The sequence below is a fragment of the Lentzea aerocolonigenes genome, from assembly GCF_000974445.1.
Lineage (GTDB): Bacteria > Actinomycetota > Actinomycetes > Mycobacteriales > Pseudonocardiaceae > Lentzea > Lentzea aerocolonigenes.
Genome location: NZ_BBOJ01000010.1, coordinates 21,001 through 42,108, shown reverse-complemented (window position 1 = coordinate 42,108; position 21,108 = coordinate 21,001). Strand labels below are relative to the sequence as shown.

Below are 21,108 nucleotides of genomic sequence, written 5' to 3'. Positions count from 1 at the left end.
CGGGTTCAGCTCGCCGCGTGCCGGACGGTCTCGGCGAGCGCCGCCACGGTCGGGCCGCGGAAGAACTTCTTGACCGGCACGGTCACGCCGTAGCGCTGCCGCACCCGCGCGAGAGCGGTGAACACCTGCAGCGAGTGCGCGCCGTACTCGAGCAGCGACCGCTCCCGTTCGACGTTCGGCTGTTCCAGCAGCTCCGACCACATCTCGGCCAGCTCGCGCTCGACGTCGTCGAGGTACTCGCACACCTGCCCGGCGGCGGCGACCAGCTCCGCGGCGATGGCGTCCTCGGCGCCGCGCAGCAACGCCGTCCGGTCGACCTTGCCGTTGCTCGTGTACGGGACCGCGTCGACCACGAAAACCCGTGCCGGCACGGCGTAACCGGGCAGTCTCCCCGTGAGCCGCTCCTTGACCGCGGCGGGATCGGCGTCGCCGACGAGGAACAGCACCAGCTCGCGTCCCGAGTCCGTCTCCCGCGGCGCGGCCACGGCCCGGCGGACACCCGGCACGTCGTTCGCCGCGGCCTCGACCTCGCCCAGCTCGACCCGGTACCCGCGGATCTTGACCTGCTCGTCGGTGCGGCCGAGGAAGACCAGCACGCCGTGCTCGTCGCGCAGCACCTGGTCGCCTGTGCGGTACGTGGTTCCGTTGCCCGCGAACCGATCCGGGACGAACCCGCGTTCGGTCAGCTCCGGGTCGCCGATGTATCCCTTGGCCGGGCAGCGTCCGCCGAGCAGCAGCTCGCCCTGCACCCCCGCCGGAGCGAGGTGTCCCGTGACGTCGACGACGTAGGCCACGACACCGGTCAGCGGCACGCCGATCGGCACGTGCACCGGCCACACCGCGTCCGCGGCACCGAGCCGGTGCGTGGTCACCGCGTGGGTTTCCGTCGGCCCGTAGAGATTCACGAGTGTCAGGTGTGGCCGCTGGACGAAGAAGTCGCGGCTGACATCGTCGAGCACCAGCTGTTCGCCGGACACGCAGACGTACCGCAGGTCGGTGAACTTCTCGTCCTGCGCCGCCCGGACGAACGCGCCGAGCGCCGCGACCGGCAGGTACACGTGCGTGGTCGCGGTGGCGGCGAGGCGTTCCACCAGCGCGGGGAAGTCCGCGCGCACCACCGGGTCGCGCGAGATGACCGTGCCGCCCGCCGCCAGGGTCGGGATGATCTCCTGGAACGACACGTCGAATCCGAGCGGCGCGTACTGCACGAACCTGGTGCTCGCGTCCATCTCCAGCGCCGCGATCTGCCACGCCGTCAGGTTCACCAGCGGGCCGACACCCATCTCGATGCCCTTGGGCGAGCCGGTGGAGCCCGACGAGAACATCACGTACGCCGACGAGCCCTTGTCGTCCGCGACGGGTTCGGCGTCGAGGTCGCCGATCGTGACGAACTCCGGGCCGGTCACGTCCAGCTCGCCGATCACCAGCTCGCAGCGCGTCTTGTCGATCATGTACTGCAGGCGGTGCGACGGCAGCGTCGCGTCGAGCGGGAGATACGCCGCACCCCGGCGCAGGATGGCGAGGATCGCCACGGTGGTGTCGACGAGGTCCTGGGCGCAGACACCGACGATGTCGCCGGCGCCGACGCCGCGTTGCGCCAGACCGCCCGCCGTGCGCCGGGACGCGGTGACCAGCTCGGCATAGGTGATCGTGCGGTCCGCTGTCTCGACGGCCGCCGCGTGCGGCGTGCCGGCCGCCGTGCCGTCCACCCACTCGACCAGCGAGTCCGACGGTGGCTCGGCCCACTCCTCGTCGGTGCGCGACGACTCGCTCCGCGACCGGTCCTCGAACAAGGCGCCGACCGGGGTGTCCGGGGTCGTGGCCGCGCGGACGATCGCGGTGCGCAGCGAGCCGATGATCTCGTCGGCGACGGGTGCGGGCAACAGCTCGTGGTCGTACTCGACGGCGAGTCGCCAGCGGCCGTCCACCGGCCACACCCCGAGCCAGAGGTCGAACTTGGCGGTGCCGTTGCCGTGCTCGACCAGTGAGCGGACCGGGGCGTCCGGAGACAGCGGCAGGGTGTCCTGCATCGCGAGCATGCACGAGAAGAGCGGGTTGCGGTTCGTGGACCGGTCCGGCCGCAGGTGGGCCACGAGCTTGCTGAACGGCACGCCGACCCGTGAGCGGGCTTGTTCGACGGCTGGGCGGACCGCGGTGCTCGCGTGGTCCGCGAACGGCCGGGTCCAGTCGACGTCGAAGTGGATCGGCAGGGTGTTGACGAAGAAGCCGCACAGGTCGAACGACCCGATCGTGCGACGGGCCGCGAACGGGCTGCCCAGCACGGCCGACGACGTGGCCGAGTGCCTGCCGATGACCGCGCCGTACACGGCGGTGAAGAACTCGTACGCGGTGATCTTCAGGTCGCGGCACGTGGCGTCGATCGCCGCCGACTCGTCCGCGTCGAGCACCCAGTCGACCCTGGTGCCCTCGAACGAGGTCTCCGCGGGGCGGTGCGGCCGGGGGTACAGCGGTGCCGTCGAGCGTTCCCGCAGCTCACGGGCCCATTCCGCGGCCTTCTCCACGGTCTTCGGGTCCGCCTCCACGCGCACCTGTGCGGCCAGCTCACGCTGGAAGTCCGCCTCGCGCCTGGTGCGCAGGGCGGTGCGCTCGTCCGCGCTGAACCCGCCGGAGAGCGCGGTGGTCAGGTCGTTGGTGAGCGGGCGGACCGACATTCCGTCGAAGATCAGGTGGTGCACGACGAGGAGCAGCACGGAGCGGCCGTCACCGGACAGGTGGGCGAACCGGTACAGCGGGCCCTCGTACAGGTCGAACTCGTGCGTGCGAGTCTTTGCCACGAGTTGTGGCAGGTCGTCAATTCTTTCGATGTCGACGACGATTTCCTCCGGGGAGGGGCACGGGTTCAGCACGGCGTGCGGTCGGGGGAGGTCGGCGAATGTCTGCCGCAGTCCCGGCTGGATCTCCAGCAATGTCGCCAAAGCCTCGCGCAGCTCGTTCACGCCGAATTTCGGTGCGAGCTCGATCTCCATCACGAGGTTGTACATGTGCCGCGCGGACACCATTCGGTCGATGAGCAGCAGACTCCGCTGGGACTCCGTCAGCAGCGACACTTCCGCCGTGGCCTTCACGCGGCATCACCGGTGGCTTGACCAGCGAGAATGTCCCGCAACCAGGCTTTCAGGTCACCGACGGTCCGCGCGTCGGCGAGCCGGCCCGCGTCGATCTCGACACCCGGATCGGTGACCACGTCGGTGATGACCCGGAAAACGGAAATCGACACCAGGCCGGCCTCGGCGATCGGCGTGCCATCGTCGAAGGGCTCGGTGGCATAGCGGGCGATGACGTCGTCGAGATCTTCGCTCATCGTGGCCGTCTCAATCCAGTTCGGTGAATTCTCCCGTGCTCATCACCGATGCAACCAGATTTCGACAACGTTTTCGCCGGTCAGGAGTGGCAGGACGGTGTCATGGCAGCAAGTCATTCACCGGTCGGGCGCAGCCAGCCACGCCGCACCGCTTCGACACCCGCCTGGAACCGGCTGCGCACGCCGAGCCGCTTGGCGATGTTCGCGGTGATCCGCCGCGAGGTCCGGACCGAGACGCCGAGCTTGCGCGCGACCGTTTCGTCCGTGTGCCCTTCGGCGAGCAGTCGCAGCACGGCCATCTCCTGCGGTGTCAGCTCGTCCGGTCCCGCGCACGGCGACGCCATGCCGAACGGGAACGCGGACTCCCAGACGTAGCTGAACAGGTCGCAGAGCGCGGCGACCACGCCGGCGCCGTTCAGCAGGACCGCGCCCGCGGCGGTGTTGTCCGGGTCGATCGGAACGACCGCGACCCGGCGGTCGTAGATCAGCATGCGGGGCGGCGAGATCGGCACCGTGCGCACCTCGGCTCCGGTGCCCACCAGCCACTCGGCGTAGGACGCGGACGCCGTGTCGTTGACGATGCTGTCCAGGTAGATCGTGCGCATCTTGACGCCGCGGGAGAGCACCGCCTCGTCCAGCGCGCGGCTGGCCTTCATGTTGTCCACGGTGAGCGCGCCGTCCGGGCAGAACGCGAGGACCTCGGACTCGCATTCGTGCGCGAGCGTCTCGATCCGGCACCGCGCCGAGTCCAGTCCCGTCAGCTGTTCGACACCGGCCTGCGGCTCGTCGAAAGCCGTGTACTCCGCGATGACGTGCTCGAGCGCGTGCCTGCTGGCGTTCAGCTGGTCCTGCCGAGCCTTCAGCTCGGACTCCTGGCGTGACAGCAACGCGGTGAGCCCGACCCTGGGCGGAATGGCGCGCAGTTTGCCCGGTTCGTCCCAGCTCTGACGCACCAGTGACAGGCTGCACAATTCGTCCAGACCGTCGCGGACCTGCGCCTCCGATATGCCTAGAGTGTCCGCTATTTCGGCGACGCCGTGCTGCGGGTTGGCGAGCATCGCCTCGTACGCCGCGACGGCGTGATCGGACAAGCCGAACAAAGTTAACATAACCAGAGTCCCCCGTGTCACTCTGCGTCGAATGATCATCCCAGTGTTCGAAAGACCGACTCGGCTCGAAGAGTGCCTCCGCTGAATAGGAGCCGCACGCCCCGCGGCTTCTGTCTGCGCGTTTCGCTGCCAGGCTGGCACATGGCCGCCATCGTGGCAAGAATCCTTGATCACAACGTACTCACGGCTTCACCGTCGGTAACAGCGGTCGGCCCACCAGGGCGGACGCGGGGCACATACCTGCCACGGCAGCAGCCTGAAGGCTGCGGAGGGTGACAAGCGGGCCGAGGTCGGAAACGATCAGCCCTGGAGGCGTCGTGTCCGAAATGGTGCCTTCTGCCCTGCGGCCGACAAATGCGGTTGCGTCGTCAGACGCCAGGAGAAGTAAATTGCGTACCGTCTGGATGGCCTTCGAGTCAACCACGGGCGGAGCTCTCCCCTCGCCCGAGGTGCTGAAAAAGAGCGCGCTGGCCGCGGTTGCGCCGACGAACATCTCGGTCGAACACATCTGGGTCGAGGCGAGTGTAGGAACCCTGCACGTAGTCGTATTTCTCTCGGTCACCTCAAAAGGTATTCCTCGTGAAATAGGCGAATTCATCGGCAAGGGTGTCGAAGCGGATCTCCCGTCCGTCGTCTTCCGTCACTGCCGCCAGGTGGACCTGCGAAACTTCGGAAACGGACCGTCATGATCCTGCGCATCGACCACATCGGACTCGCCACCGCCACGCCGGCCGAACTGGCCCCGTTCCTCGGCGCCCTCGGCCTGTCCCAGGGGGACACCGGTGTGGCCCCCGAGTACCGCGTGGCCTGCGAGTTCTGGGACCGCGCCGACTCCGGGCCCGCCATCGAGCTGATCTCACCCTCAGGCGAGGGGTCGACGCTGGACGGCCGGCTTTCCCGGACCGGCCCCGGACTTCACCACATCGCGTTCGAGGTCGACGAGATCGAACCGGAGTTGGAGCGCCTCCGCACCGCCGGTTTCATCCCGGTGGACCCGGAACCCCGTATCGGCGCGCGCGAAGGCATGACAGTCGCGTTCACCTATCTACGCGCGGCGGGCCTGTTGGTCGAATTGGTGCATTACTGCCGAACAAACTGATCGGTTCGTCAGAGAGTATCTCGTCGTGAGCAATGCGAACGATTCCGGTCGCACGGGCGAGTACGGCGACGCGTCGTGTCAGTTACGTCATCGCGCAATCGAAACCGGCCGCGGTCTGGATCGGCCCGCGGCGCCCAGCCCGGCGATGACGACCGTGAGCACGTTGGTCGCGGGCGTACCACTTCGTCCCGCCCGGCGAGCAGCTCGGCGTGCGACACGGGACGACTGAGCGCGGCCGGCAGGGTGGCAGCACCGCGAACTCCTTGGTCGTGGGCTCCAGTGCGCCACCCTCGGTCCGGCGTCGTGCCTGGCGAGGTCGAGCTCGACGGCCCCGTGCCGCAGCGGTCGAACACCCCGCAGTCGTGGGAGTTGACGCCCAGTGCCCCGTCGGCGCCGGGCAGGCCCGTGGCCACGTCGACGGCGAAACCCGCCGCGCGCAGCGACGTTCCCACGGCTGCCAGCCTGGAACCGGCTGCGCGCCGAGCCGGTCCATCAGGTCGGCCACGATCCGGAGATGTCGAGCTTGGCGGCGGCCGACTCGTCGGTGCGGCCGCGAACAGCAACGTCAGCAGCTCTCAAGGGCGCGATCCCCTGAGCAGGCTCCAGAAAGATCGCACGCACAGGCTCGGTGAGATCTGGTTGGTGAACCGAGACCGCTCACGCCCGGGGCTCGCTCCCTCAGCCGACGCTGAGACCGCGTTGGTCCGACACCTCGCCCTGTCCGGCCCAGCGGTCGGCGACCGCGACCAGCCGGTCGAGGTAGTTGAGCGGGTCGGGGTCGGCCAGCAGCCGGTCGGTGCGGGCCGGGCACGGGCAGCCGTTCCACGCCGTGGCCGGGGCCAGCGCGTCGGCCCTGGGGCGCAACCGGAACGCCGACAGCGAGTCGACGAGTACCGGGCGGCATCGCTCGCAGCTGTCCGGGCGGGACTGCACGACGTCGTCCAGTTCCGGGTTGTACCAGGAGATGTCGAGGTCGCCGTAGCCGTCCTGGTCGGTGGCGTCGTCGGCGCACTCGGCCAGCAGCCGGACCAGCATCCACAGCGTCGGCGGGTCCCACAGTCCCTGGTCGTGGGCCCAGCCGAGCAGGGTGCCGGCCTTCGCGCTCAGCGGGAAGACCATCTGGGTGCGGTAGCCGGCCGCCCGCGCGCCGCGCACCCCGGCCAGCGTGTCCCGGTAGGCCTCGCCGGGGGACAGGCCCAGGCCGCCGAGGGTGATGTTGGCGATCGGGTCGAAGCCCAGGTCGAGCAGCGTGCTCGCGGTGTCCAGGTAGGCCTGCTGGCGGGTCGGCTTGAGGTGGCACATGGAGCGCACCTGCGGATCCCACGACTCGACGCCGATCTGGCACACCAGCCGCGTGCCGGGGGCGAAGTGCTGGCGCAACTGGTCGAGCTTGTCGCGGTCGCAGACCTCCGGGCGGCTCTCGAACGCGAAGGTGGACGGTCTCCGCGCGGCCGCCGCGCGCAGCAGCCGGTCGCGCATCTGTGCGGGTACCTCCCGCTCGTCGAGCAGGCTCCCGGACGGCGACAGGTACAGGCAGGCGGCCTCGGGAACGGTGGCCAGTTTGCGCTCGACCGAGCGTGCGACGACTTCCGGGTCGATTTCCGGGCCGATGCCGTAGTTGCACATGCTGCACTGGCCGGCCCGGTCGTACGTGCAGCCTCGGGTGCGGAACCAGAACTGGTACATGTCGTACTCGGTCCGGGGGGCGCCGAACGTCACCGGGTAGGTGCGCAGAAACACGTTGTTGTACTCGGGGTAGAGCTTGCGTCCAGCGCGAATGGCCGTGTTCGCGCGAACCAGGGAATGCCGAAGACCACGTTTTTCGGAGTCATTCACAGAAATCGCTCCCGCGTCCGGTTGGTGGTTGTGCGCCGACCGCCCGGATACGAGGAATCGCCTTGAGGATCCGCGGCCGGCGAGGATGCCGCTTCGAGCGAGTTTCCCGGGCAAGCCTCGAAACAATTGACTCGGTTCTTCCCCGGCCATGTTACGCAGCGCTGGTGAGATCACTCCCGGTCCTGCGGGGCGCACATTCGGGCGATGGTCCGGCGCGACCGGCGGCCATACCCGATCAGCCGGGTCGGAAGTGCGCGCTTCCCGTCATTACCCGGATCGCGCTGGGCGCATACGTTCACCGATGTCATCCGGCAGCTTGAGCGCAGACGGGACGTGACACGTGGCGGAGACTCCACCAGACTTCCTCGGACGGATTCGGTCCGCGCTCGGTGCGCCGGGGCCACTGGTGCTGCTCGGCAACTTCGAGGTCGAGGACCAGTGGGCCCGCGAACAGCCGGGCCTGCCGCGGTTCTCCTCGGCCGGCAGCCGAGCCGTGGTGAACCGGATGGACGAGTTCGCGTTGCTGCTCGGCGACGCGGGCGACACCGTGGTCCTCAAGGCGGCCCCTGATCCGGACTACCTGGCCCACCTGCACGAGCTGGAGCTCCCGGTGCCGCGGGTGCTGGCCTGCGGCACCCAGGACGCCCAGCAGACCGTCACCGAGGACGTGCTGGCCGACCCCGGGCTGGTCGACGAACTGCGCCTGCTCGCCGCCGGTGGCGCCCGGCTGTGGCCGCACGGCGTCTCCGCGGTGGAGGAGAAGCTGGCCGAGGCCACCGGCCTGCCCTTGTGCACCCCGGACGCCCGGCTGTGCATCCGGGTGAACAGCAAGATCTACAGTCGGCGCGTCGGCGACGAGCTGGGCCTGCGCCAGCCGTTGGGCTGGGCGTGCGACACGCTCGATGAGCTGGAGGAGGTCGCCGGCCCGGTCGCCGACCTGCTCGCCGCCGGCCGCCGGGTCGCGGTGAAGGACGCTCTCGGGGTGTCCGGGCGGGGCATCACCCTCGTGGAGAACGCCCACCGGTTCGAGCGGCTGTGCCGAATGATCCTGGCCCGGGAACGACGTGCCGGTTCCAGCCGGGCCGACGTCGTCGTCGAGGAGTGGGTGGCCAAGGAGACCGACCTCAACTACCAGGTGACCGTCGGCCGCGACGGCGCCGTCCACCTCGACTTCGTCAAAGAGGCGATCACCGAGGGCGGGGTGCACAAGGGCCACCGCATCCCGGCCCGGTTGTCCAGCGCCCAGGCCGCCGAGCTGGCCGAGGTCGCCGCCGCGGTCGGCGCGCGGCTGCACCGCGACGGGTACTTCGGCGTGGCCGGGATCGACGCCATGATCGATCCCGACGGCCGGCTCTACCCGCTGGTGGAGATCAACGCCCGCAACAACATGTCCACCTACCAGGTGGGCATTCAGGAACGGCTGATCGGGCCGGACGCGATCGCGTTGGCCCGGCACTACCCGCTGCGGCTGCACCAGCCCGTGCCCTTCCACCGGCTGCGGTCGGTGCTGGGCGATCTGGCGTTCGAACGCCGGACCGGCGCCGGCTTCCTGGTGAACAACTTCGCCACCGTGAACGCAGCTGCCCCGTCCCCCGGAGACGAGCACGACGAGGCGGCTCACCCGACGTTCGACGGCCGGCTGTACGGCCTGGTCATCGGCAGGTCGGCCGACGAGGTCGACGAACTGGACCGGCGGGTGGGCGAGCGCGTCGCCGAGTTGGCCGGCGGTGCGGCATGACCGACACCATCGGTGGTCTGGCCGTTGCCGATCTGGCCCGCGAGTTCGGCACGCCGCTGTTCGTCTACGACGCCGACGTGCTGCGCGAGCGCTATCGGCAACTGCGCGAGGTGCTGCACCCCGAAGTGGGGATCCTGTTCTCCCTCAAGGCGAACCCGAACGTGTCGATCTGCGCGGTCCTGCGGTCGCTCGGGGCAGGGGCCGAGGTGTCGTCGCTGGCCGAGCTGATGATCGCCGGCCGGGCCGGGGTCGCCCCGCAGGACACCATCTTCCTGGGGCCGGGCAAGTCCGTCGACGAGATCGACGCCTGCCTCGCCGCCGGAGTGCACGCCGTCGTCTGCGAGTCGTGGGGCGAGCTGGCCGAGATCGACGCGCTCGCGGCCCGGCGCAACACCGTCGCCCCTGTCGTGTTGCGGATCAACCCGTCCTTCACCGTCAAGGGTTCGCGGCTCACGATGAGCGGCAAGCCGCGCCAGTTCGGCATCGACGAGGAACAGGTGCTGGAAGCCGGGGCGCGGGTGGCCGGGTTGCGCAACGTCCGGCTGACCGGCGTGCACGTGTACATGGGAACCCGCATCCTGGCGGAGGAGGTGGTCGCCGAGAACACCACCCGCATCCTCGACCTGGCCGAACGAGTCGCCGAGCGGCTGGACTTCGAGCTGGAGACGGTGGACGTGGGCGGTGGCCTCGGGATCGCCTATTTCGACGGCGAACGCGACCTGGACCTGCGCCGGCTCGCGGAACTGGTCAACCCGGTGTTCGCGGCCTTCCGGGCCCGGCACCCGCGGACCCGGCTGTTCACCGAGCTCGGCCGCTTCCTCACCGCCGAGTCGGGCACCTACGTGGTGCGGGTCCGCCAGGTCAAGGAGTCCATGGGCGAACGGTTCGCGGTGACCGACGGCGGGACCCACCACCACATGGCGGCGGTCGGCGTCGGTTCGTACGTCAAGCGGGACTTCCCGATCCGGCTGCTCGGCCGGGAGTCGACCGAACCGCCCGAGAACTGGCGGGTCACCGGGCTGTTGTGCACCCCGAACGACACGCTGTCCTCGCACACCCCGCTGCCGCCGCTGCGGCCCGGCGACCTGCTCGGGGTGCAGCGTTCGGGCGCCTACGGGCCCACCGCCTCACCGGTGCTGTTCCTCAGCCACGGCCACCCGGCCGAGGTGCTGGTCGACGGCGGCCGGCCGTACCTGATCAGGGATCGGGACCGGCCCGCCGACCTCGTCGACCGCCAGCGCCTTCACGAGTGGGCGCCCGAGGTGCCCTCCGCCTCCACCCCTGAACTCTCTTCTGGAAAGGCACGGGCATGACGAACACCGAAGCCGCCCTGACGCAAGCGCACACCCGTGTGGTCGGCACGCTCTCGGAGCTCACTCGACGCGATGTCGGCGCGCTGAGCCCGGACAAGCGCATCGTCGACGACCTCGGTCTCGACTCGACGAACATCCTCGAGCTGCTGATGAAGCTCGAGGACGAGTTCGGGGTCGAGTTCGACCCGGACACCTTCGAGCCGCGTCACTTCGAGACGATCGGAACGCTCACCGAGTACGTGGCCGGTCAGGCCGAGGAGCAGCAGTAAGATGGCCGACCGCAACGGTTTGGTTGCGGCCGACCGGGCCGGGACCCGACGCGTCATCGCCGGGCTGGCGCTGCCGATGACGATCGCCGACGTCGTGCTGTTCGTCGAGATCATCGGTGTGGTGGCGCTGCTCGGCCGGGTCAGCAACGAGGCGCTCTACATCCGGTCGCTGACCATGCCGATCCTGCTCCTGTTCGTCGCCATGAGCACGGCGTTCGGCATCACGTACCAGGTCATGGCGTCGATCAGCCGGGGGCGCGAACGACCGCAGGACCTGGTTCCGACCGCGGTGGCGCTGTTGCGGGTGTTCGTGGTCACCGGGGTCGTGCTGTGCCTGTTGCTCTACGTCGGTTCTCCGGCGCTGGGCGCTCTGCTGGACGTGCCGGCTGCCGAACGGGCCGAGTTCGTCTGGTTCCTGCGCTGGACGTCGCTGGCCAGCCTGACCGTGGTGCTGCCGGCGCTGTGCTCGGCGGCGCTGCGCGGGTTCGGGCACGCCAGGGCGGCCGCGGTGGTCACCCTCACCAGCGCGGCGGTCGAGTTCACGCTCGTCGCCGTGCTCGGCTTCGGCGCCGGGCTGGGGCTGTTCAGCGTGCCGATCGCGACCGCGGTGGCGAGCGCGGCCGCGGCGGTCCCAGGGTTGTGGCTGATGCGTCGCCACCGGCTGTGGGGGCGTCTCACCGGGGTGCCGGTGCGCGGCGAGGTCATCGGCTTCCTGCGGGGCGTCGGGGTGCCGGTCGCGCTGTCCTACGTGCTGATCTCGCTGTTCAACGTGGGCATGCTGTGGGTGCTGACGCCTTTCGGTCCGGACACGATCTCGGGCTACGCCGCGGCGTCCACGCTCCAAGCGTTGATCATCATCCCGGGCATCCAGCTCGGCGGGGCAACCGCGATCGTGATCAACCAGCAGCGCGGCGCGGGCTCGGTGGACCGGGCGAGGGAAATCCTGCGCGCCGGGCTGGAGCTGGCCTTCGCCTTCTACGCGGTGGTGGCGGCGGTCATCTGGCTGCTGCGCGACGTGGTCGGGCGGATCTTCTCCGACGATCCGCGCGTGGTCGCCGCGATCGGGCTCTACCTCGGCCTGGTCGCCCTGACCTACTTCGTGCAGGGACCGGTGCTGGCCTCGCTGACGTTCCTGGAGCACATCGGCAGCGGCACGCTCGCCGTGCTGCTCAACGTCGTCTACTTCGCCGAGATCGTCGTCATCGGCGGGGTGCTGGCACGGACCCTCGACGACCCGAGCGCGCTCTACGCGACCGCCGCCGTGGGCAACGTGGTCGGCCTGGTCGTGGTGGTGATCGCCGTCGGCCGGGTGCGCCGGATGCGTCCGGTGGCCCCGGTCGAAGGCGCACTCCCCGGTGGTCCGCGATGACTTCGCTGGTGGCGGTGGCGAGCCACATCCCGAAGGCGACGGTGCCGGTGGCCGAGTTCCTGCGCGAGCACGGCATCCCCGAGCCACGGGTGCGGATGTACGAGCGGTACTTCGGGTTCGGCCGGATCCCGCTCGACCCCGCGGCCGGTCCGGCCGACCTGCTGGTCGCGGCGGCGAACGGACTGCCCGACTTCGAGGCGTTGCGGCCGCGGATCCGTTACGTGATCCAGGCGCGAACCATGCCGGTGGTCGCCCCGCACCCGGTCAACCCGCTCGCCGAGGCGTGCCGGCGGCTGGGACTGGAGACAGCCACCGCGATCTGCCTCACCCAGCACGCCTGCGCCTCCGGGCTGCTGGCCGTCGAGGTGGCCGGCGAGCTGCTGGCCGCGGACCCCGATCCGCAGTCGCTGGCGCTGCTGGTGGCGGGGGAGAAGGCGTTCACCACGGCGGGCAAGGTGTTGGCCGACACCGGTGTCATGGGCGAGGGCGCGGCAGCGGTCCTGGTCGCGGCCGGCGGTGATCGGGACCGGATGCTGTCCTACGCGACTCGCACCTGCGGCAAGTTCCACCGCGGCGCCTGGCTCGACGACGAACTGACCGCGGCGTTCCACGACGAGTACCCGGCACTGCTGGCCGAGGTGATGGACGCCGCGGTGCGCAGCGCCGGGCTCGACCTCGACGACATCGCGCTGATCCTGCCGCACAACGTCAACCGGATGTCGTGGCTGCGGGTGCTGCGGCTGCTCGGCGTGCGCGGCGCCGATCGGCTGTTCATGGACAACCTGGCCGGCTGCGGGCACTGCTTCGGTGCCGACAGCTTCATCAACTACCGGACCGCGGTCGACGCCGGACGGCTGCGGCCCGGCGACCGCTACCTGATGACCTCGGTGGGGCTGGGGGCGACCTTCTCGGCCATGGTCCTCCAGCACTGAGCCCGGTTGCCGCCGCACCGACCCGATCGAGCCCGCAGGAGGAGCCACCGGCATGTACATCACGGTTTCCCGACTGGCCGACGACGGCCGGGCCGGGCCGGGGGAACTGCGCCTGGCTGCGGTCACCCAGCGCGCCGGGATCGACCGACGCGAGTACCGCCCGCAGGACCACGACTACTTCCGCGACCTGTTCGGCACCTTCGGGCTGACGGCCGACCAGGAAGGCCTGGCGGCCGGACGGGTGTCGTTCACCGACCTGGTCGAGGCCGTGCTGCCCGAGCTGAACGGTCGTGGCGACCGGTTCGACCTCGCCGTCATGGCCAGCACGGCGCCGGACGCCGAGCCCGGCTTCCCGATGTGCTTCCTCGACTCGGCCGTTCCGGACACCGGACTGGTCCTCGGCATCGCCGACATGGGCCTGGTCGGGGTGTTCACCGCGCTGTGGCTGGCCGAGAACCGCAGCCGGCTGGGTGCTCGCCGGATCCTGGTGTTCGCTCTGGACCAGGCCAGCGTGCTGCACGCCGAACCGGTGCCAGCGCATCTGCGGGTCACCGAGGACGCGGTGACCGTGCTGACCCTGGACGTCGACGCGGCGCACCGGGTCGAGACGGCGCAACCGCGGCCCGTGCCGCCCGAGGAGGTACCGGCCTGCTGGTCGGCGTTGCTGGCAGGGGAACAACCCGGAGCGGTCACCGCGCTGGCCGGGCCCGGTTTGGTGGCCGTCTGCGGCGACCGGCTCCCGGTCGGCACCGTCGCGGTGCCCGCCGGACGCCCGGCCAGCGGCATCTGGTCCGTGCTCGCCGCCGAGTGGGACGGCTGGCGCCGCACGGGCCGGCGGGTGCTGCTCGCCGACTACGACCCCGATCTGGGCCGGTTCGCGCACTGCGCGATCACCGTCGAGCCCGATTCCGCCGGTGCGCACGTCGCCGACTCCGAGGAGCAGGAGAAACTCCGATGACCAGGACAGGCACGGCCCTTGGTGCGGCATGGCCGGAGATGCTCGCCGTCGCGCACGCGAGCGGCTGGTCCGCCGCACTGACCGCGCTGCACGCCGCCGCCGGTCCGGGGGTCGTGGTCCTCGGTCCGGCCGGCCACGCGCTGGTGCCGGACGAGGTGGCCGAGGACGCTGACCGGTTGCGCCAGGGCGAATGGGAATGGGCCCCGGACGACACCGTCGAACACCTGAACACCGGCGTGCCCGGTCTGACCGCGTTGCGGGCCCGCCGGCCGGTGAACGCCGTCCAGGTGCCGGAAGCGCGGTCGTGGACCACCGCGCTGGCCGGGCTGCGCCTCGGCCTGTCCTACCGGCTGCTCGAGGGCGCGCTGCGCTACCTCGACCAGCGGCACACCGGCGACGTGGTTCTGTTGCAGCACAGCGTGGTGAAGAGCGCGGTCGCCGACGTCGTCATGGAGCAGCTGCAGGTGCGCTGCGCGCTCGAAGGCGCCGGACCGGACGGGCTCGACGCCCCGGCCGTCGCCGACCTGCACGCACAGATCACCGCCCTCGACCGGGCCGGGGTCCGGCTGCTCGGCGCACACGGCTACGTCGAGGGTGGTCCGGGCACCGCGGTGCACGTGTCCGAGTTGCTCGCCGACGCCTACCGAGCCGGGTCCGGATCGACACCAGGGGGGTTCGACGAATGACGGAGCTCGATCCGCGGCTTGCCCGACTGCAGGCTCAGGCCCGGGAGTGGGCCGCCGAGATGCGTCCGTACGCCCTCGAGGTGGACGCGGACCCGGAGGCGGTCACCCGAGTGGCGCATCTGCCGGCGCTGGCCAGGGTGGCCGCCCTGCAGATCCCGCCGGAGTTCAACCCGGAACCGCTGGTGCTCGGCGACCAGACCTACTACCTCATGAGCGCGTCCGAGCGGGTGGTCTTCTTCGAGGAAGGGGCCTGCGCCGACCTGGGCACGATGCTCGGATCGCCGGGCGGCCCGATGAGCGGCGTCGTGGTGGACGCGCTGGGCAGCCAAGAGCAGAAGGAGTGGTTCTACGGCCGGCTGCTGGCCCGTCCGACCTGGACGTTCTTCGCCCTCTCCGAGCCGGAGCACGGCTCGGACGCCGTGAACATGGCGACCAGGCTGACCGCGTCCCCCGACCCGGACGGCCCGGCTCGGCTCAACGGCGTCAAGCGCTACGTGGGCAACGCGGGCCGGGCCGAGTTCGGCGTCGTCTTCGCCCGGACCGGGCCCGGTCCGCTGGGGTTCGCGGCCACGCTGGTCGACGCGTCCACCCCCGGATTCGCCACCACCCCGGTGCGGACCATCGGCGTGCGCGGCGCCGGGCTCGGCGAGATCACCCTCAACGACGTCGAGGTGGCGCCCGACCGGGTGCTCGGCGCCCACCTGCGGCCCAGCCGGCGCGGGATGGCGGCCTGGCTGCGCACGTTCAACCTGCTGCGCCCGGCGGTGGCGGTCATGGGGGTCGGCGTCGCGCGCGCCGCCTACGAGTACGTGCTGGCCGAGCGCAGGTCGTTGCGGGTCACCGAACGGCTGCGGCTGGAGCGGATGGAGCGGGCCATCGCGACCACCCGCCGGATGCTGCGCGCCGCCGCCGCGGCGGTCGACCACGACCCGTCCGCCGGGCATCTCGCGTCGGCGGCGAAGGCGACCTCGGCACGGCTGGCCGAACGCGTGACGCTGGCGGCCCTCGACTTCTTCGGCCCGGGGGCCCGGCTGGAACACCCGCTGCTGGACAAGCTGGTCCGCGACGCCGGTTCGGTGGAGTACATGGAGGGCACCAGCAACATCCAGCGGCTGGGCGTTTTCGGCGGCCTGCTGCGCGGCGCCTTCCCGCCACTGCAAGCCGCCCTGCTGCCGACCGAGAGCTGATCCGACCCGATGCCGACCGCGGAGGACAGGTGGGGACGATGACCCACGACACCGGCGAGCTGATGTCGGTCGTCGCACACACGATGGGCGATGTTCTGCTGCGTGCACCGCTGGCGCCGACCGAGGACTTCTTCGACTGCGGCGGCGACTCGATGCGGGCTGTCGAGGTGCTCTCCCGGCTGATCGAGCGGTACGGGCCGGCGGGCGAGGAGGCTGTCGAGCGGCTCCGCTCCGAGCTCCTCACCGTGATCTTCGACGACGCCAGCCCCGCCGCGCTGGCCTCGGTCATCGTCGACCACAGCGGCATCGAGGTGGAGACGTGACGACGCCCCCGCAGAACGACGTCGCAGCCGGGCCCGAACCCGCCGCGATCGACGAGCTCGCCTACTACGCCGGGCAGAGCGCGGTCACCGACCCGGGACCGCACGCGGCCCTCCTGGTCGACCTGCCGGCCGACCCTCTGGCCGTGCGCACCGTGGTGCGCGGGCTGTTCACCCACTTCCGGTCCACCGACCTCGCCGCCCTGGGCATCCCGGCCGGTCGCCTGGCCGAGGTCGACCTGCGCTACTCCGAGGCGATGCTGCGGCGCATCATCGAGCTCGACGACCGGCCGATCGTCGAAGAGCGCCCACCCAACCGGCGGATGGTCGGCAGCTGCCGCGACTACGCCGTGCTCTACCTGACCCTGCTGCGCCACGCCGGCGTGCCGGCCAGGGCCCGGGCCGGTTTCGCGTCGTACATCATCCCGGGCTGCACCATCGACCACGAGCTGGTCGAGGTGTGGGACGACGTGCGGCGACGCTGGCGCCGGGTCGACGTCGAGCTGCCCGACGTGCACGTCGACGAGACCGACGGGTTCAGTTTCAGCTCGTCGGACGTCCCTCCCGACCGCTTCATCGTCGCGGGCGACGCCTGGCTGCGCTGCCGGCGAGGGCTGGCCGACCCGATGTCGTTCGTCGTCGACCCCGACTTCGAGGACGGGCTGACGAAGGGCTGGCCGTTCCTGCGCCACAACCTGGTCGACGACCTGGCCGGGCTGAACAAGGTGGAGATGCTGCGCTGGGACTACTGGGGCATGACGCGCCACGGTGAGATCAGCGCCGAGGACGGCGCGCTGCTCGACCGGGTGGCCGCGGTGACCACGCCGGAGGTCCCCTTCGCCGAGGCCCGACGGTTGTACGCGGGGGAGCCCGAGCTGCTCGCCGTGCCCGGTCGGGTGCTCAGCTACAGCCCGACGGCGCCGACCCCGGTCGAGGTGGAGCTGGTCGGCGGATCCCCTGGCGGGTTCGTCGGTTCGTAGGGGTCGCGCCGTGGCACGGATCGGCGTGGTCGTGGCCACCTTCGAGGTGGCTTGGCCAGGAACCGGTGTCGCGCGGCCGGCCACGGATCCTTCGGTGGGCGGCGGGTGCCGCCCACCGAACGGCGACAGGCGGTGAACCGCAGACGGCCTCAGTCGGCCTCAGCGAAGCGAATTCTGCCGCTGGGTGCCGGCCGGCTCAGTTTTCGGATGTACCGGATCGCGACGATCGGCACCGTGACACCGATCAGGTTGCACCAGGCCACCGTGTTGTAGAAGGCGGTGGCGCTGGGAACGAATGAGGTGACGACGTGTGCCGTCACCACGATCAGGGCGAAGTAGATGATGTTGAGAACGATCGCGAGGAAGCCGCCACCGGTGTGCTCCATCACGGTGAGCGCGGCCAGCACCGGTCCCTGCACGACGTAGGTGAGCCCGATCGTGGTCAGGTAGGCCGCGGTGTGGTGCGCGATGGCGGGGTTGGAGTTCATGACGTCGGCGTACACCCCGCCGAGCAGCCAGACGGCCACCGCCACCACGAGGTAGAGGCTCGTCGCGATCTCCAGTCCGCTCCGCAGCGTGTGCCGGATGAGGTGCGACTCGCCGGCGCCGCGCTGCTGGTTGATCATGATGGCGGTCGCGGCGCCGAGCATCGTGCCGGGCAGGAAGATCAGGTTCTGGGCGGCGAGAGCGACGGAGAATCCCGCGATCGGATCCGGCCCGAACGGCCGGAGAACCTGGAGAACGGCCAGGTTGTAGAGCGCGATGAGGAGGAACGACGCGGCCACCGGTGCACCGATGCGCCGCAGGTGGCCCAGCACCTCCGGCCGCCACGAGCGGAAGGCGGACGGTCGCCAGAGCTCGGTCCGCCGCAGGATGAGCAGCCCCGCGGCCAGCCCGATGAGACTCGACAGGGCCAGCGAGATCGGGATGGCCGCGATGCCGATGCGGAAAACGAGCCCGAGCAGGGCCACGCCGCCGATGTTCGTCAGCGCCGCCGACATCGTCACCACCAGCGCCCTGCGCACCATGCCGGCTCCGCGCAGGCTGGAGGCGGCGAGCGCCGGACCGATGGTGAGCAGCCCGGCGAAAACGGTCCAGCGCAGGAAGCCGACGAAGCCGGCACGAGCCGCCGGCTCGATCCGCAGCAGATCGGCCATGGCCGGCGCCGCGAACGCCAGTGCCGTGCAGACGACCAGTCCACCGCACAACCAGACACGCGCGATGCTGACCGCGGCGGCCAGCACGTCCTGCTCGCGGCCCATTCCCCGGCTGATGGCGGCGGACACCTGGTTGCTGACCGCGAACGCGACACCGAGCGCGATCAGCACGTAGTCGATCGGCTGGTACAGCGCCCGCACGTACAGCGCGTCGCCGCCCATCAAGCCCATGATGGCGACGATGCCGAGAAACACCAGGAATTCGACCGCCTCGGCGGCCATGAGCGGTAATGCCAGCCGGATCAGTGTCCGCCAGGTGTTTTTTCGCTGCGACGAACCAGCCACTGATCGGGCGTCAGGATTTCCGGCTTCAGGGCGCGCGACATCACCGTTGGTCATGAATTTCCCCTCCGAGTGAACCTCGGAAAGGCTAACAAATTTTTGAGGAAAAAAATTACGACGCCCGTGTCGTGACCGATGTCCGAGTGCTTTCGCGCCCGTCGGTGATGGCAGACGCATCGCCGCCGCGCAGCCCGCACCGTGCGGGCTGGGTGTGCGCCGCGGGTGGGGCTCAGGTCAGGTCGAGGTCACGCAGCCGCGCCACCGGCACGTCGAGGTCTTCGACGGCCAGGTCGAGCATCCGCTCGACGTGCGCGATGTAGTCGCGCATGTGCGCTTCGGCGTAACGCCGCCGGTCCCACTTCACCTTGAGCAGCGCCTGGTCCATCAAGGTGGAGGTGTTGAACTCCATGCCGACCCCGCCCGCTCCGGCCGGCATGCTGGTCCACTCGTAGTGGTCTGCCTGCACCACGTGCTCGTCAACGGGCTTGCGGGCGGTGTCCCAGTCGGTGTCCGGCGACTCCCAGTGGCTGAAGGTGAACACCGGGCGCCCCTCGACGCCGGCGCGGTCGAACTCCTGCTCGGCCTCGCGCGGGTCGAACCGGCCGTGCCGCAGGCTCTGCGCGAGGCGCAGCGTCAGCCGGTCGCGCACGGTGCGCAGGGAGTCCTCGGGCCGCAGGCTCTCGGTGAGCGCGCCCCACTGCATGGCCAGGCCGACGAAGGACTCCGCCTCGGGGGTGGCCCGGTTGCCGACGACGATGTTGACCCACGCGCCGTCGGTCCCGCGGACCCGGCAGAACGCGATCAGCGCCAGGGACAGTGCGAGCGCGGCGCGGGCCAGGCGGGAGTCCGGTTGGCTGCGGGCCAGGGCGCGCAGGAGCTTGCGACTGCGCAACCGGCAGCCGTCCACGGTTTGCTCCGGGGCCGTCCCTCGTGGATCGCTCAGGCCGCGCTCCTCGGCCCGGCGCGCGGTGGAGACGAGGTAGCGGATGTTGCGCGCGGAGAGCTCCGCGCCGCGCTCGCCGCGTTCGAACTCGAGGACGTCGTAGAAGGTCCGCTGAATCGGCGCGGCCCGCTGACCGTGCAGGGCGGCCAGGAAGGCGGCGACCAGGGCACCGGCTCCGCTGGCGTCGACGAACGCGTGCGCGACCGAGATCTCGACGTCACCACCGGTGCCCGCGGGCGGCACCACGATCATCAGGTTCCCCGCGTCGGGGTCGGTCACGAACTGGTTGATCCGCCGGCCGGCGTCGAACAGCGCGTCGGTCACGAAGTCGAAGCACCACACCCCGAGCCGTCGCACCCCGTCCAGCACCACCGGGTCGTCGGGAGCCAGCACCTCCTGCCGCAGCTGCCCGTCGGCGCCGCGGCGCAACCGCGATCGCAGCGCCGGGAAGCGGCGCACCAGCTCGCCGGCGATCGTCACCGCGTCGGGCACCGTGAGGCCGGGGCCGACCGGTACCGGCAGGCTGAGCTCGTAGCGCCAGGCGTCGTTCTCGTCCAGCGGCGGCGGGCCTGCCATCCACTGCTGCTGGGCCCAGGTCAGCGGGAACTCGCCGGTGTCGGCATCCGATGACGACATGTGTTTCGGCCTCCTGCGCGGGTCGGTGGATCAGGACGGGCGAAGCTGCGGATCGAGGAAGTCGGTCAGCTCGGCGACGGTGCGCAGCGGCTCCAGCCGGGGCGCCGTCCGCGACGGACCGGCGGCGGGCAGGTCGAGCACCAGCCCGGCCAGCCCGGCCAGCGGCGTGCCGGCCGACGACCGCTCGAACGCGTCCGGGTGGGCGGCGGCCAGCCGGGCGGCGACGTCCACCGGCCGCGAAACCTGGGACCGGTGCGTGGACCGGTCCGGGGACAGGTCCGCTCGCCGGGTCAGCGCCACCGCGACCGACAGCTGCTCGGCACCCCATCGGCGGCTCGCGTAGACGAACGCGAGCCGGCGGGTGCCGCCGCGACGGTCCGCGACGCCGCCGGCGGCGGCCGGCTCCGGCAGCTGGTAGCGCCGCAGCGCGGTGTGCGCGTTCTCCGGGTCGGACTTGAACAGTGCCTCCTTCACCGTCCACAGCCGCAGCAGCTGCGCGGAACGGTCGGTGGGTGGCAGGGCGTCGACGAAGGCGAGCTCGTCCGCGGTGCAGAAGTAGCGTGCGGCGCGCCGCGGTAGCGGCCGGTCGGTTTCCAGGTCGACCCCGACCCCGACGACTTCCGGGAGAACCGGGTCGTCGACCACGGCGGCGCAGCCTCCGGCCGGACAGTGCGTCAACGAGACCGTCCGGTGGGGGAAGGTGCGGCCGGTGACCTGCGGCTCGAGTCCCAGCAGAACCAACACCCGGCGCAGCGCCTCCCGCGACGCCGCTCGGTCGCGCCGGCGGGCGGCGGCCGGGGCGGTGCCGGTGGCCGGGCAGGGCGGCGCGGAGGTCCGGGCGATCAACACCCGCACCCTGCTCACCGCCGCGCCCGCAGTTTGTCGCACCACCTCCCGGACGTTAGTCGGCGG

General features: G+C 70.9%; 19 protein-coding genes. 12 read left to right on the top strand and 7 right to left on the bottom strand.

All coding sequences use genetic code 11. The features are described from left to right. Positions 1 to 5 precede the first annotated feature (5 nt). The 3 genes from AOM45_RS20105 to AOM45_RS20095 form a co-directional block, all read right to left on the bottom strand. Positions 6 to 3,086 carry a non-ribosomal peptide synthetase gene (locus AOM45_RS20105; protein WP_030469234.1) on the bottom strand — a complete coding sequence of 1,027 codons (3,081 nt, stop codon included), beginning with the start codon at positions 3,084 to 3,086 and terminating at the stop codon, positions 6 to 8. Continuing rightward, positions 3,083 to 3,322, bottom strand: a complete 240-nt coding sequence (locus AOM45_RS20100) for an acyl carrier protein (RefSeq protein WP_030469235.1) — start codon at positions 3,320 to 3,322, stop codon at positions 3,083 to 3,085. The genes AOM45_RS20105 and AOM45_RS20100 overlap by 4 nt, the downstream gene beginning before the upstream one ends. A 113-nt stretch (positions 3,323 to 3,435) precedes the next feature. Continuing rightward, positions 3,436 to 4,413, bottom strand: coding sequence for a helix-turn-helix transcriptional regulator (locus AOM45_RS20095; protein ID WP_201780027.1), 978 nt, complete (start codon positions 4,411 to 4,413; stop codon positions 3,436 to 3,438). A 335-nt stretch (positions 4,414 to 4,748) separates the two neighbouring features. On the opposite strand from AOM45_RS20095, the gene AOM45_RS50980 reads away from it, so the two are divergent. After that, complete coding sequence (locus tag AOM45_RS50980; RefSeq protein ID WP_156093984.1) at positions 4,749 to 5,120, top strand: hypothetical protein; 372 nt, start codon at positions 4,749 to 4,751, stop codon at positions 5,118 to 5,120. Next, positions 5,117 to 5,530, top strand: a complete 414-nt coding sequence (locus tag AOM45_RS20085; RefSeq protein ID WP_030469238.1) for a VOC family protein — start codon at positions 5,117 to 5,119, stop codon at positions 5,528 to 5,530. Before AOM45_RS50980 ends, AOM45_RS20085 begins: the two co-directional genes overlap by 4 nt. Before the next feature lie 678 nt (positions 5,531 to 6,208). On the opposite strand, the gene AOM45_RS20080 is transcribed toward AOM45_RS20085, so the two are convergent. Then, positions 6,209 to 7,366 (bottom strand): hypothetical protein, encoded by a 1,158-nt coding sequence (locus AOM45_RS20080; protein WP_156093985.1) that lies wholly within the window; start codon positions 7,364 to 7,366, stop codon positions 6,209 to 6,211. A 340-nt stretch (positions 7,367 to 7,706) separates the two neighbouring features. Between AOM45_RS20080 and AOM45_RS20075 the strand changes: the two genes are divergently transcribed. From AOM45_RS20075 to AOM45_RS20030, 10 genes are read left to right on the top strand one after another with little or no spacing between them, the layout of a single operon-like run. Next, positions 7,707 to 9,104, top strand: a complete 1,398-nt coding sequence (locus AOM45_RS20075) for a preATP grasp domain-containing protein (protein WP_030469240.1) — start codon at positions 7,707 to 7,709, stop codon at positions 9,102 to 9,104. Then, positions 9,101 to 10,417, top strand: coding sequence for a type III PLP-dependent enzyme (locus tag AOM45_RS20070; protein ID WP_030469241.1), 1,317 nt, complete (start codon positions 9,101 to 9,103; stop codon positions 10,415 to 10,417). Before AOM45_RS20075 ends, AOM45_RS20070 begins: the two co-directional genes overlap by 4 nt. After that, the gene (locus AOM45_RS20065) at positions 10,414 to 10,686 is read left to right on the top strand and encodes an acyl carrier protein (RefSeq protein ID WP_030469242.1); all 273 of its coding nucleotides are present in this window, start codon (positions 10,414 to 10,416) and stop codon (positions 10,684 to 10,686) included. The genes AOM45_RS20070 and AOM45_RS20065 overlap by 4 nt, the downstream gene beginning before the upstream one ends. Position 10,687: 1 nt before the next feature. After that, complete coding sequence (locus AOM45_RS20060) at positions 10,688 to 12,055, top strand: MATE family efflux transporter (protein WP_051783918.1); 1,368 nt, start codon at positions 10,688 to 10,690, stop codon at positions 12,053 to 12,055. Then, the gene (locus AOM45_RS20055) at positions 12,052 to 12,987 is read left to right on the top strand and encodes a 3-oxoacyl-[acyl-carrier-protein] synthase III C-terminal domain-containing protein (protein ID WP_030469244.1); all 936 of its coding nucleotides are present in this window, start codon (positions 12,052 to 12,054) and stop codon (positions 12,985 to 12,987) included. Before AOM45_RS20060 ends, AOM45_RS20055 begins: the two co-directional genes overlap by 4 nt. Positions 12,988 to 13,039: 52 nt before the next feature. Next, positions 13,040 to 13,945, top strand: coding sequence for a hypothetical protein (locus tag AOM45_RS20050; protein WP_030469245.1), 906 nt, complete (start codon positions 13,040 to 13,042; stop codon positions 13,943 to 13,945). Continuing rightward, complete coding sequence (locus AOM45_RS50975; RefSeq protein ID WP_063757086.1) at positions 13,942 to 14,631, top strand: hypothetical protein; 690 nt, start codon at positions 13,942 to 13,944, stop codon at positions 14,629 to 14,631. The genes AOM45_RS20050 and AOM45_RS50975 overlap by 4 nt, the downstream gene beginning before the upstream one ends. Continuing rightward, the gene (locus AOM45_RS20040) at positions 14,628 to 15,818 is read left to right on the top strand and encodes an acyl-CoA dehydrogenase family protein (protein WP_030469247.1); all 1,191 of its coding nucleotides are present in this window, start codon (positions 14,628 to 14,630) and stop codon (positions 15,816 to 15,818) included. The genes AOM45_RS50975 and AOM45_RS20040 overlap by 4 nt, the downstream gene beginning before the upstream one ends. 38 nt (positions 15,819 to 15,856) lie before the next feature. After that, positions 15,857 to 16,141, top strand: coding sequence for an acyl carrier protein (locus tag AOM45_RS20035; protein WP_051783920.1), 285 nt, complete (start codon positions 15,857 to 15,859; stop codon positions 16,139 to 16,141). Then, positions 16,138 to 17,118, top strand: a complete 981-nt coding sequence (locus AOM45_RS20030) for a transglutaminase domain-containing protein (RefSeq protein ID WP_051783921.1) — start codon at positions 16,138 to 16,140, stop codon at positions 17,116 to 17,118. The genes AOM45_RS20035 and AOM45_RS20030 overlap by 4 nt, the downstream gene beginning before the upstream one ends. A gap of 149 nt (positions 17,119 to 17,267) precedes the next feature. On the opposite strand, the gene AOM45_RS20025 is transcribed toward AOM45_RS20030, so the two are convergent. The 3 genes from AOM45_RS20025 to AOM45_RS20015 all read right to left on the bottom strand — a co-directional run bounded on the left by AOM45_RS20025 (position 17,268) and on the right by AOM45_RS20015 (position 21,087). Next, on the bottom strand, positions 17,268 to 18,557 hold the full coding sequence (locus AOM45_RS20025; RefSeq protein ID WP_051783922.1) for an MATE family efflux transporter: 1,290 nt from the start codon (positions 18,555 to 18,557) through the stop codon (positions 17,268 to 17,270). Positions 18,558 to 18,846: 289 nt separating this feature from the next. After that, positions 18,847 to 20,196: a hypothetical protein gene (locus tag AOM45_RS20020; RefSeq protein WP_030469251.1), complete on the bottom strand. Its 1,350-nt coding sequence runs from the start codon at positions 20,194 to 20,196 to the stop codon at positions 18,847 to 18,849. Positions 20,197 to 20,226: 30 nt separating this feature from the next. Continuing rightward, complete coding sequence (locus tag AOM45_RS20015) at positions 20,227 to 21,087, bottom strand: 4'-phosphopantetheinyl transferase family protein (protein WP_081902287.1); 861 nt, start codon at positions 21,085 to 21,087, stop codon at positions 20,227 to 20,229. Positions 21,088 to 21,108 lie beyond the last annotated feature (21 nt).

Coding starts and splice junctions, on each gene's coding strand:
- AOM45_RS20060 (WP_051783918.1), top strand. CDS start 10,688: ATGGCCGACCGCAACGGTTTGGTTGCGGCCGACCGGGCCGGGACCCGA.
- AOM45_RS20070 (WP_030469241.1), top strand. CDS start 9,101: ATGACCGACACCATCGGTGGTCTGGCCGTTGCCGATCTGGCCCGCGAG.
- AOM45_RS20065 (WP_030469242.1), top strand. CDS start 10,414: ATGACGAACACCGAAGCCGCCCTGACGCAAGCGCACACCCGTGTGGTC.
- AOM45_RS20085 (WP_030469238.1), top strand. CDS start 5,117: ATGATCCTGCGCATCGACCACATCGGACTCGCCACCGCCACGCCGGCC.
- AOM45_RS20020 (WP_030469251.1), bottom strand. CDS start 20,196: ATGTCGTCATCGGATGCCGACACCGGCGAGTTCCCGCTGACCTGGGCC.
- AOM45_RS20100 (WP_030469235.1), bottom strand. CDS start 3,322: ATGAGCGAAGATCTCGACGACGTCATCGCCCGCTATGCCACCGAGCCC.
- AOM45_RS50975 (WP_063757086.1), top strand. CDS start 13,942: ATGACCAGGACAGGCACGGCCCTTGGTGCGGCATGGCCGGAGATGCTC.
- AOM45_RS20035 (WP_051783920.1), top strand. CDS start 15,857: ATGACCCACGACACCGGCGAGCTGATGTCGGTCGTCGCACACACGATG.
- AOM45_RS20025 (WP_051783922.1), bottom strand. CDS start 18,557: ATGGCCGCCGAGGCGGTCGAATTCCTGGTGTTTCTCGGCATCGTCGCC.
- AOM45_RS20050 (WP_030469245.1), top strand. CDS start 13,040: ATGTACATCACGGTTTCCCGACTGGCCGACGACGGCCGGGCCGGGCCG.
- AOM45_RS20055 (WP_030469244.1), top strand. CDS start 12,052: ATGACTTCGCTGGTGGCGGTGGCGAGCCACATCCCGAAGGCGACGGTG.
- AOM45_RS20040 (WP_030469247.1), top strand. CDS start 14,628: ATGACGGAGCTCGATCCGCGGCTTGCCCGACTGCAGGCTCAGGCCCGG.